Annotated in this window: 7 protein-coding genes; 2 read left to right on the forward strand and 5 right to left on the reverse strand. The window is 52.6% G+C overall.

Going from position 1 to position 11,866, the window contains the following annotated elements:
- Positions 1-78: 78 nt before the first annotated feature.
- Positions 79-927, forward strand: coding sequence for a sugar phosphate isomerase/epimerase (locus VFS25_RS23180; protein WP_326464564.1), 849 nt, complete (start codon positions 79-81; stop codon positions 925-927).
- 217 nt (positions 928-1,144) lie between these two features.
- Here VFS25_RS23180 and VFS25_RS23185 read toward each other — a convergent pair whose 3' ends face one another.
- The 4 genes from VFS25_RS23185 to VFS25_RS23200 form a co-directional block, all read right to left on the reverse strand.
- Positions 1,145-2,572 carry a S41 family peptidase gene (locus tag VFS25_RS23185; protein ID WP_326464565.1) on the reverse strand — a complete coding sequence of 476 codons (1,428 nt, stop codon included), beginning with the start codon at positions 2,570-2,572 and terminating at the stop codon, positions 1,145-1,147.
- Between the two features lie 170 nt (positions 2,573-2,742).
- The gene (locus VFS25_RS23190) at positions 2,743-5,955 is read right to left on the reverse strand and encodes a DUF2723 domain-containing protein (RefSeq protein ID WP_326464566.1); all 3,213 of its coding nucleotides are present in this window, start codon (positions 5,953-5,955) and stop codon (positions 2,743-2,745) included.
- A gap of 427 nt (positions 5,956-6,382) precedes the next feature.
- Positions 6,383-7,210, reverse strand: coding sequence for an SAM-dependent chlorinase/fluorinase (locus VFS25_RS23195; RefSeq protein WP_326464567.1), 828 nt, complete (start codon positions 7,208-7,210; stop codon positions 6,383-6,385).
- A gap of 260 nt (positions 7,211-7,470) precedes the next feature.
- Complete coding sequence (locus VFS25_RS23200; RefSeq protein WP_326464568.1) at positions 7,471-7,911, reverse strand: SRPBCC domain-containing protein; 441 nt, start codon at positions 7,909-7,911, stop codon at positions 7,471-7,473.
- Positions 7,912-8,004: 93 nt separating this feature from the next.
- Between VFS25_RS23200 and VFS25_RS23205 the strand changes: the two genes are divergently transcribed.
- Complete coding sequence (locus VFS25_RS23205) at positions 8,005-8,994, forward strand: GlxA family transcriptional regulator (protein ID WP_326464569.1); 990 nt, start codon at positions 8,005-8,007, stop codon at positions 8,992-8,994.
- Here the strand turns inward: VFS25_RS23205 and VFS25_RS23210 are convergent.
- On the reverse strand, positions 8,989-11,866 hold a 2,878-nt coding region (locus tag VFS25_RS23210), incomplete at its 5' end, for a hypothetical protein (RefSeq protein WP_326464570.1). The two genes, VFS25_RS23205 and VFS25_RS23210, sit on opposite strands and share 6 nt — an antisense overlap.

Genomic DNA, 11,866 nt, shown 5'->3' on the forward strand with positions numbered 1-11,866 from the left:
ATGTTTATAGCGGTATGCTTGCAATACTGCATAAAACCCTTTATTTTTCAACTATCTAACTAAAAAACCTTTTAAAAGATGAAAAAACTGATGAATGTCTTCCTGCTGGCCGGGGCGCTTGCTGCCACGGGCGCAGCCCAGGCGCAGTCCAAAGCGGATGATGTGGCGGGAAAACTGGGATGGAAGCTGAGCGCACAGGCTTACACCTTTAACCGTTTTACCCTGGCGGAGGCGCTGGACAAAATGGATAGCTGCGGCATACAGTATGTGGAGTGCTATCCCGGCCAAACCATTGGCGGCGGTATTGAAGGCACCACGGATTTCAAGATGCCGGCATCCCGCAGGGAAGAGCTGAAAAAACTGTTCAAAGACAAGCATAAAACGCTGGTGGCCTATGGCGTGGTAACGCCGCAGAACGAAGAAGAATGGAAGCAGGTGTTTGACTTTGCCAAAAATATGGGCATACAGGTAATTACCGCGGAACCGAAAGATGAGCACTGGGACCTGGTTTCCAAACTGTGCGACCAGTACCAGATAAAAGTAGCCATACATGACCACCCGCGCCCGTCGCACTACTGGCACCCCGACAGCGTGCTGGCGGCTGTTACCGGCAGAAGCCCGCTGTTTGGCGCCTGCGCCGACATTGGCCACTGGGTACGCTCCGGCCTGGACCCTGTTGAGTGCCTTAAAAAGCTGGAAGGGCACATCATGAGCCTGCACATGAAAGACCTGAACGCAAAATCGCCCAAGGCGCATGACGTAATCTGGGGGCAAGGCGTAAGCAACATTCCGGGTGTGCTGAAAGAGCTGCAGAAACAGCATTTTAAAGGAAATATGTCTGTTGAATACGAATACCACTGGGAGAATAGCACGCCGGAAGTAAAGGCGAGCGCTGCGTTCTGGAGATCCCAGGTAGCGAAGCTTTAGCGCGCCGCAGGCCCACTAAAGCCAATTCCGAATTATTCAATTCCGAATTACGAATTGAATGCAGCGGAGCAGTGTACGGCCTTCCGTTTTGCGGAAAACGCCTTTGAAATTTACGTATGATCGTGAATAATTGAATACAGCCTGTGTATTAAAACGCGGAGCGTTTATGAATGTTGGTTCATAAATGCTCCGCGTTTTTTTGTGGAAAGGCTGCCGGCTAGGGAGCCGGTGTTGCGGGGTTTACAGCGGCGGCAGCGCCGGTGTAAGCATGCACGGCCAACATGATGGCCTGTACCCGGTTATTTAAAGCCGCAGGGGATGTTCCGGCATAGGCCGGAAGGGCAAGCGGTATGTCGGGCGTTAGCTCGTTTTCACCTGTTTTACCGGCGGGGCGTATCCACTCTTTTACGCCCAGGCGCAGGCCCAGGCGCGTATGCGGCACCGTGGTGTAATACATTTCCCCGAAGTGGCTGGGGTGGCCATCGGGCGTTTGGCCAATGAGCGGCGCTATTTTATTGTCTTTGATAATAGTGGCAAACATCATGGCGCTGGAGAAGGTGCCGGCGCCTATCAGTACATATACTTTCCCTTTAAAGCGGCGTTTACCGGCGGCGGGCCTGATGGTGTCGGAGTCGAAGTGCAGGATGGCGCCGGGCTTCAGCCGCTCGTAGCGGTCATCGCGCATGCCCCAGCCTTTCATGGTGGCCAGGTATTCATCGCTCCTTTTCCAGTTACACTGGTAAGTGCGGTAGGGCTGGTCGTAAAAGCCGGCGATCAGCAGGTCGCCCACGGCGGAATTGCCGCCGCTGTTGCGGCTTACGTCAATGATAAGGTTTTCAACGCCATCGGCCGCTGCACGGTTATAAATGCTGTCGATGGTACGGCCTATTGCCGCGTATTCCTCATCGCTCCTTGTTAAAAAGGAGCAGGCGTTGATATAGCCGGTGTTTCCCGCCTTTTGATAGCTGATCTTCTGCGGGCAGTTTTGCGGAGCGGCCATGATGCTTTGCACATAACGCTGCCAGGCGGCAAGCGGCACGCCGGGCACCGTTATACTGCGTTCATCCTGCAACGTTATAGTGTAGCTGCCCGCGCCGGGGTTGGCCATGCCGTACAGGTAGCCCAGGTACTTTTCCGCGTTATGCCTACGCTGGGCGGGGAAGCCTACTGTAAAGCCGGCACATTGCTGCAGCACATCGTTTATACCGGTACCGTTTATTTTTTTGATAGGGGCGCCTTGGGCTATGCCGTTGGCGGCGGCCAGCAGGGTATCTATTACGTAAGCGTTCCCTTGTTCGCTCACAGCAAAGGGCAGCAGCAGCGCATTTTCATCAAAAACAGCTATGCTGTCCGGCGCGGTGATGCCGGCATGTTCGTCGGAGGTCCAGGACACGAGGGGTTTTACCAGGCGGTAAAATTCTGCCGCCGTCATGGAGTCTGTGAGCTTTGCCCGGGCGGCGTCAAATACTTTTTCATACTGCTTTCGGGTAAGCTCTGTAAAGGGATTGGCCTGTACGGTAAATACCTGGCGCTTTATAAAGGCCAGGTCGTTCTGCAGGTCGCGGGGCGCAAATTGCTGGGCGGTGCAAATGCGGGCTGAAAGCACAACAAGGCTGAGGAATACTGCAACTTTTTTGAATGGCATGGGCTGCTGGTTTTATTGAACAACAATATAATTAAGACTTTTCAGGAACACACCTGCTAAACATATGGCGGGGGAGCCACGGCACCCCTGAATAAAAGCAAAAAGGGCCCGTAAACATAATGTTTTACGAGCCCTTAATATTTTATCTGATCTTATCCGGGTACGCCGGTTTATTTTTTCCCGGTGTCGGGTATGTTGTTGATATTGCCCGGCAGCTCCTGTTGTTGTTTGGTGCTGTCGCCAAAATCGTTCTTCATGCGCTGCAGCAGGGAAATGAACTGCTCCGCCAGCTGACCGTCGTGCTGCAGGTCGTTGCTTAGCTTACCGGCGGGCAGGGAGCGGTAGTACTGCAGCTGCTGCTGGCAGTCGCGGGTAATCTTGCCTGCTATTTCATCGGCCTTCTTTACATCGCCGGCCAGGTAGTAGGCGTAAGCGGTTTGTAAAGAGCTGTAGTTATACATGTTGTTGGGCGATGTCATGGCGTAAGGGAAGGTGCTTTCCAGCAGGTTCTTATCGGCCTTATTCAGCACGGTAAGGGCCGAGTCTTTGGCGCCGTCCTGGGCCAGCACCGTACCTAAACGTGTATAGGCGTTGCGGAGGTACTGCAGCAGCTTGCGGTTAGGTTCGTCAAAGTAAGTGGTAGGCGTATTGGCGCCGCCGAATGCAAACTTCTTCATCAGGTTGTCGTACATCACTTCTTTGTTCACGTTAAAGTCTGCGCCCAGCATATCGTTATTGGGCTCTTTATGTACCGGCACCAGGCGGTAGGTTAAACCGTCCATCTGCAGGTAATCGTTCAGGCCCAGGTCTGTGGGGCTGGTGAAGTAAATGGGACGTTTCCAGTCGTTGGCGGCAATAATGTCGTACACGGCCAGGTCGTTCTTCAGCAGGTAGCTTTTGGACACCTGGAAGGGCAGCTGCGGCAGTACCCTGGCGCTGTCCTTAATATCCACCAGGCCGCTTTTGATCACCTGCGCCACGTTTACGGGTATGAACAGCTTTTGGGTGGGCAGGAAGTTCTCCTGGCTGCCATCGGTGGTGCTGAGCTTAGCGCGGGGATCGTCGGAGGCCATGAACGCCATTACCTCTTTCAGGTTATAGAATTTGTCCTGCGGGAATACGCCGGCATCGTAAAAACGGATGTAGTTACGGTTTTCGCCGCGGTATTTGTCCGGGCTCCAGGTCATGGGCACCGGATCGCTCTGGTTCACTTTCATGCGCTGCTGGTCAATGTACCAGTCAACGCCCAGCAGGCTAAGGTTAATTACGCGCACATCCGGGCGGATGCCTTCCACTTCCTGGGCATACCATAAGGGATAGGTATCGTTATCGCCCACGGTAAACAGGATGGCATTGGGTGCGCAGGACTCCAGGTAATCTTTGGCCACATCGCGGGCTACGGTTTTGGTAGAGCGGTCGTGGTCGTCCCATTCCTGGGCGCCCATGAGCACCGGTACGGCCAGCAGGCACAGGGCGGCCGCCAGGGGCGCGGAAATGTTCGACTTCTTCATCTTCTCTTTCAGAAACTCAAACACAGACAGCACGCCCAGGCCTATCCATATGGCAAAGGCGTAGAAGGAGCCCACGTATGCATAGTCACGTTCGCGGGGCTGGTTGCCGGCCTGGTTCAGGTAAATCACAATCGCAAAGCCGGTGAAGAAGAACAGCAGGCCAACAATAAGGCTATCGCGGCGGTGTTTCCTGTAATGATATAATAATCCTATTACGCCCAGTATCAGCGGCAGCAGGAACAGGCGGTTGTGGGCCTTGTTGTTTTTGAGGCTGTCCGGCATCATAGACTGGTCGCCGTACAGGAAGTTGTCCAGGAAGGGAATACCGGAGATCCAGTTGCCGTCGCGCACGTTGCCATAGCCCTGGGTATCGTTTTGCTTACCTGCAAAGTTCCACATAAAGTAGCGGAAGTACATGAAGTTCACCTGGTAGCCCAGGAAGAACTTAATGTTATCGGCAAAGGAAGGCTTTTCGCCCTGGCCCAGTCCCAGGTAAGTGCGGTAGTAATCGGCATGGCCCTGGTCATTGCTGCCGTCCCATACGCGGGGGAACAGCATTTTATCTTCAGCGGCATATACCGGTTCTACCTTTTTGCCGGCGATCTCGTATTTATCTTTTCCACGGGCATATACGTTACCGGTTTCCTTGTATTCAGTAGGACGGGCGGTGAACACCTGGCCATAAACCAGGGGAAAATCGCCGTACTGCTCGCGGCCCAGGTAGCCTACCAGTGAAATGGGGTTATCCACGTTGTACATATCTACAGACGGGTTGGCGGTAGACCGCACCATGGTAGTGATGTAGGTGGAGTAGCCCAGTAGCAGGAACAGGATGCATGAAGCGGTAAGGCGGGTGAAATGCACGGTAGATGCCGTGTTTGTTTTTACGCCTACCATCTTCAGGAAGTAGGGGATCAGCAGCACAATAGCGGCCAGCACCAGCTTCAGGACAATAACGCCGCCGCCGTCGATGGTATTAAAGGCGGGGATAATGATCACAGAGGCTACCAGGATAAGGGGGGCATACAGGCCCAGCTTGGGATTGCGGTAACCCATGAGCAGCACGCCTACAATTACTATGAAGTAAAATGCAAACCCGGTAAAGAAGGGGAGGCCCAGGGTGTTTACAAAAAATACATCCATGTAGCCGGATGCCTTGATGGTGTCCTGGATAATGAACTTCTGTACCAGGCCGGTTACGGCGCAGCCTACAATAAAGGCCCAGAAGGTGCCCCAGGCTGTTACCTTGTAGCGGCGGAAGTAATACACCATTACAATAGCCGGTATGGTAAGCAGGTTCAGTAAGTGTACGCCAATGGAGAGGCCCATCATAAAGGCAATGAACACAATCCAGCGGTCGGCATAGGGTTCATCTGCTTCGTGCTCCCATTTCAGGATAGCCCAGAAAACCAGAGCGGTGAACAGGGATGACATGGCGTAAACTTCGCCTTCAACGGCGGAGAACCAGAAAGAATCTGAAAAGGTATAAGCTAAGGCGCCTACAACACCGGCGCCCATGATGGCGATCATTTTTTCGCGGCCGATAACCTCACCGGGAGCTACCATGAGGCGGCGGGCAAAGTGGGTGATGGTCCAGAAGAGGAAGAGGATGGTGAAGCCGCTGGAGATGGCTGACATAAAGTTCACGCCCAGTGCGGCATTGGAGGGTTTCAGGAACATTGTGAACAATCTTCCGAGCAACACGAACAACGGGGCGCCCGGGGGGTGGGGAACCTGCACTTTATAAGCGCTGGAGATGAACTCGCCGCAATCCCATAAACTGCCGGTAGCTTCCATTGTCATGATGTAAACAGTGCAGGCAATTACACAAATGACCCAGCCTACAATGTTATTCGTCCGTTTAAAATTCATATGTTGGGTTTAAATTCCGACAAAAATAGAAAAAGTAGCAAATTATGGTATTTAGGGAAACAGTTTTAACTTTTTATATAATATCTTTTTATGTATAAGGAGGAGGCAAATGTGCGGATGTGCAGATATGCAGATGGGGGAGGATAGGGATGGTTGTAAACCGGATGTAGGGGAATGTGGGTGTTTATGTAGGGGGGAGTAGTTGCGCAGCAATGGCGCAGCAATGGTATAGAGGGAAAAAGGCGGAAAAAGGGCAGTTGGGGTGCAGTGGGGATGCAATTACGGAAGGCAATTACGAATTGAAATGTAGCATATGACAGTGGCTTGCTGACGGTGAGGGTGGTTTGAGGGAAAGAGGGCTGATAATGAATGGATATGAACAGGGAATGGCAGGATGAATAAGATGGCGCGTTGATGGAGGGCCGCCTTATTCAAAAATAATACGTACGGTTTGGTAAAAAGAGAGGTGCTGGTACCCGCCGGACTGGGTAAGCTGGTCGCGGGCAAAGCTTTGCAGGCCAAACAGGCCGGCGGCATTGCCTTTGTTGATGGCAATTTCCAGGTAGCCGGCGGCATTGAAGAGGGCCAGTTTCTGGCCTTCAGGAACATCGGCATAGGTTTCGGAGAGCTGGCTGATGACCTCATCGCGGCGGAAAAATATTTTGAACTTGCGCTGGCGGCGCTGCTCCTCAAACTGCTGGCGGGTAATGTTCACCACCACGTTCTCAAAGTTATCGATATGGATGATCTGCCCTTCTATATAATCTTCCCCGGTAAGGGGCTGCAGGTTGTTCTTAATGGTAATATCCGTAGCTGGTGTGCCCAGCTGCTCCCAGGGCAAGCCTTCCTGTATGCCTTTAAGGGCTTTGGTAAAGCGTTGTATAATCGTAAAGGTGTTCTTTGGCCGGGAGCTGTCCAGCTGCAGTTTCAGCACCTTTACAGCCTGGCCGCCGGTGATCATGGATATGAGGCCGTTATCGGCGCAGCCAATGTATTGCCCGTTCCATTCGGCCAGCAGCACGTGATCGGCCTTACGGTCGAACAGGTTAATGAGCACTATATGAAAGGTAGCGGGCGGGTACCAGGCAAAGGCACTTTTGCAGATGTAGGTGGCCTGCGGCAGGTTAAAGGGGGAGATATGATGGGTAATGTCCGCCACATGGCAACCCGGACAATCCTGCCATAGCTGCCCTTTAATGGCACCTACGAGATAGTCCTGATAACCGATGTCTGATGTGAGCGTGATAATGGACATGTACAATCAAAATCCGTATTCCTGTTCTTCATTCCCTGCTGTATCCCTGGCTGGCCGGGGTTTACCCAAATCTAAGTGCAAAGAAAGGTAAAAAATAGTGATTACCAACTGCAAATAGCGGCAAGTAATGCACTGTGGGTATTTAGGGAAGGTGGTTAATAGCAAGGAATGTGCCGGATATGTACCTGTATTACGTGAACGGCTGTATGTAAATAAGCGGCATTCAGCCGGCGGCAGCCGGTGCCGGGTGGTTTTGCCGTTTATTCAGGCTGTCCTTTGTTTTCGGTGATGAAGTTATACAGGCTGCCTTTAATGAACTGGTCCCAGCCCCGGTGGCACATGCTATAACATTCCACGCCGGGGTGCAGGCCAATATGCGTCATGGTAACCTCCGCCGCGCCGTTCTCTTTTTCCTGCAGCTCAAATACCACCTGGGTGTGCTGCCATTCTTTTTTATCCGCTACAAAGTGCAGGCAGCAATCTTCCACCAGCCATACGATCTTTTGGGGAGGTGTTGCTTCTGTGATCTTAAAGTTGCAGAAGGTTTCGCCGAAACGAACGGTGAAGCGGTCGCCGGGGTGCTGTGCGCTGCCTTCAAAATTTTTCGCCCACCATTGGGGCACCTGGCTAATGGCCTCAAAGGCCTGCGGCAACGGTACATTTACCTGTATGGTTGCCTGGTAATTATTTTGTGTTTTCATGCTGTAAAGGTAGCTGCTTTACGTATCAGTGAAAACCCCCTGATTAGCCGTTGTTAGGGGGAAATTTGGCCAATTTATGTGTAAGTTTGTTTTATGATGAAGCATGTATCTATACTGGTGCCCGCGGGTGAAGTGAGCCTGATAGATATCGTAGGCTCGTACAAAGCTTTTAAGCGGGTGAACCAGCACCTGGCCGCGCACGGGCGGGCGCCGTTGTTTACGGCGCAGCTGGTGGGTACCGGGCAAACGCAGGTGGTGGAAAACGGCCTGTTTTCCATACACCCCGATGCGGATATACGGCAGGTGCAGCAAACCGACCTGGTAATTGTGCCGGCCATCAGCTGGAACTTTGAGCAAAGCCTTGCCGCCAACCGCGCGCTGCTGCCCTGGATTGTGGAGCAATACCATAAAGGCGCGGAAGTAGCCAGCATGTGCATAGGCGGCGTGCTGCTGGCAGCTACAGGGCTGTTGAACGGGCGGCGCTGCTCAACCCACTGGATGGCGGCAGACGCCTTTCGCCGCATGTTCCCGGATGTAGAGCTGGTGGTGGAAAAGCTGATCACAGACGAGCACAGGATATATACCAGCGGCGGCGCTTTTTCTTTTGTGAACCTGCTGCTGTACCTGATAGAAAAATATTGCGACCGGGAAATGGCTATTTTCTGCTCCAAGGTGTTTGAGGTGGATATTGACCGTAACAGCCAGTGCGCTTTTACCATGTTCTCGGGTTTAAAAAGCCACCAGGATGAAGCCATTAAACAGGCGCAATTGTTCATTGAAACGCATGTGAATGAAAAGATATCCATGGCGGAGCTGGCGGCCAGCCTGGGATTGAGCCGCCGCAATTTTGACCGGCGCTTTATTAAGGCCACCTACAACACGCCGCTGGAATACCTGCAGCGGGTGAAGATAGAAGCGGCCAAAAAGGCGCTGGAAACCAGCAGCCTTACCGTTAACGAAGTGATGTACGGCATTGGCTATACGGACTTAAAAACGTTCCGTGAAGTGTTTAAAAAGATCACCGGTTTATCGCCCCTGGAATACCGGAATAAGTATAATAAAGAGGCGGTGGCGTTATTATAAAGCCATACCCGTAATAGAATCAAAATGCACCCCGTTATAACACAGGTATATGCGCCGGGTACCATTGCCGGCATGTGTAGGCCCTGCTTCATAATAAACCGTACCATTTGATCTTAATACCACAATCTCCAGGTTCAAAGCTTCTGCTACAAAGGAGGGGGTAAAGTCCTCCGTCCAGTTGCCGGGTTGTATGATCTGGTCGATTACGGCGTTGAGCGCCTGTATATCGGGCACGGCTCCGAACAAATGCGTTATTACCTGCTGGTTGGTGAGCATGGCGTGCACCGCCGCTGCCCGTACTGACTGCTGTGCATCGGGGTCGGACCTTACACCGTTCAGCGCTTCATAGATGGCATTGTAAAAGCAGTTGCCTGCGCCGCCGGTGTTATTGATGGTCCAGGTAGCAGACCCTATTTGCACGGTACGCGGGGCCGACCGGTCAAATGCGCTGCCGGAGATGGTGAAGGCAAGGGAAGACGACCTGGGCTTGATGATGTACGACGCCAGCTTTTTTACCAGCGCTTCGGTGGAGTAGGCGGGCTGGAAATCCTGCGGGGTGGTGATGTGCAGCCGTTCACTCTCTTCCAGGGAGAGGTTGTTTTCCAGCTGCAATATTTTTTGCGTGTATTCGTGCATGGTGGTAGGCGTTGTAAAGTCAAAGCTTTCCATATGATCTCCTTTAACCAATGCTTGTTTGAGCAGCGCCTGGTACCTGTTATGCACGTAATCCATTGCCAGCTTGCGTATCTGCTCCGGTTTAAGGGTTTGGAGCTCTACGCTTGACATTACCTCTGCAACGCGCTTGCCCAGGAAGTTGATCTTTTTCAGGCAGTCAAACACATTGTCGGGCACGGAGAAGTCGTACTTTGTTTTTTTATCCAGCTCGTCCAGGATAAATTTCGCAATACCCACCACCATTTTGCACCAGTTGGGCAGGTCCAGGGGATCAACATGCCGGCCGATAAGCCCGTTGAGCCACGCAAGGCGTTTTTCCTGCAGGGCATAGCCGGCAAAGCGGGCGGTGTTTACCTCTGCAGCAGCTTCTTCTGAGCCGGAAGGGGTTACCAGCGCGGGATGCGCGGTGAGGTCTTCATCGTTAAGGGAGAAGATGGCCGCCACGGGGAAGTGATCGCTGAAGCGCTGCCAGTATTTGGAGTAGGAGAGATCCTCCGCATCTACCTGCAGTATTTTGCCTTCGGGGCGCAGGATGCCGGTAACCACGGATTGCCAGGCCTGGTTGTGGATAAAGAAGTCGGCGATCTGCACATCTATCTGGCGGGTAAGCGGGTCGTGCTTTGGATTGGTGCCTGAAACGGTTTGGGCTATCAGCAGGCCAATATCTTCTACCTGGCTTTTTACGGTAAGGTCTTCTATGTTGCGGTGCAGCTGCTCATCTCTTTGCGCCTGCTCCAGGAATTTGAGGCGCTCCCGCAGCACTTCCGCTTTTTGCAGACTTTCCTGGTCCTCTTTATTGGCCAGCGCCTGCAGATCTTCCTGGAGCTTACGTTGCAGCTCAGTGATCTTTCCTTTAATACCTGGTATTTCCGGGTCGCCGGAGCGGTTGTGGGGGTCGGGTTGTTTTACCACTGCTTCCGCAGTGAGGTAGTAGTCGCCGCCAACGATCAGCGGAATGCCTTGTGCAGCGGCCCGTTTCCGCAGGGTTGTTAATCCTTCTTCTACTTCTTTATAGATATTCTGCCGGTTCCATTCTGCTACTTCCCCGCGGCTGTCCGGCTCAGGGGTGGTGTGCACCACGCCGATCCAGAAGGGTTTGCCCTGGTTCTTACGCTGCACTTCATACACGATAACAGGGCGGAATATACCAACATTTTTATTCCAGTCTATGGCGGCGCCGGCATCTACCATTTCGCCGGTGGTTTTTACCTGGTATATATGCGTAACTGTTAGCCCGGATGTTTTTTTAATCAACAGCGGGTAGTGCTCGCGCTGTGGATTTTCACCGCCGGATGACAGCCTGGGGCCGTGGTAGGCATCGTACAGGGGATGCTCCGGCGCTTCGCTGGCGGCTGCGCCGGGGCTTTTGTCCTTACCCAGCAGCGTGGGATCATTAACCTCCTGCAGCAGCACAATATCGAGCCATTCGTTGTTCTGGAACATTTCTTCGAGGTGAATAACGATGTTATGGGTGTGCATGGCACGTGCCAGCTCCAGGATGGACTGTATTTTCGGAATGGCGAACCCGTTATTTATTAACAACAGGGCGTATTCTACCGGCACCATCCTGTTGAGCAGCGTTTGGACGGATGTATTTTGGGTAATGGCGGAAATGGCTTTCATCACTACATCGGCAGGTTCCACTGCTTTTTCAAACTGGCGCAGCTCTTTTACTTTGGTGGCGAGCTCCAGGCGTTTAGCCGTATCTTTTTTTGACTGTTCCCAGGCAAGCCGCCACTTTTCGCCGGCAATGCGTGTTATTTCTGTCGCCAGGGATTTTTCATTAAACCGGCTTCTTTTTTCGGCCAGCTCTTCTACGCGTTCCTCCAAAGGTCTTAACAGGTCGGCAATGTTGCCCTTGAGGTTCTGGAATCCCTTATCGCGCAATTTCGTTTCATCCAGGAAAGAGCTCTGGCTTCTGGCGCGCTTTTTTTCCCTGTTTTCCTGTATGCGCGTGGACCGTCTTTTCAGCGGCTGCTCTGTGGTATCTACCTCTTCCTCCTGCGGGATAGCTGTTGCTGTTTCTTCCCTCTCATCATTATCCTGTGTTTTATATGTTTTCATTTTTTCCTTTACGGCGGTTACAAATGTATCGATGCTGGTGAAGAGGCCTGTCCAGCTTTCCGGTGAAAAGGACGCAAACTGCTGCTCAAAAGTAATTAACGCCGTTTCCATGTCGCGTGCGCTGAAATGCGCC

Origin of the sequence: Chitinophaga sp. (assembly GCF_035761305.1) — a bacterium.
GTDB lineage: Bacteria > Bacteroidota > Bacteroidia > Chitinophagales > Chitinophagaceae > Chitinophaga.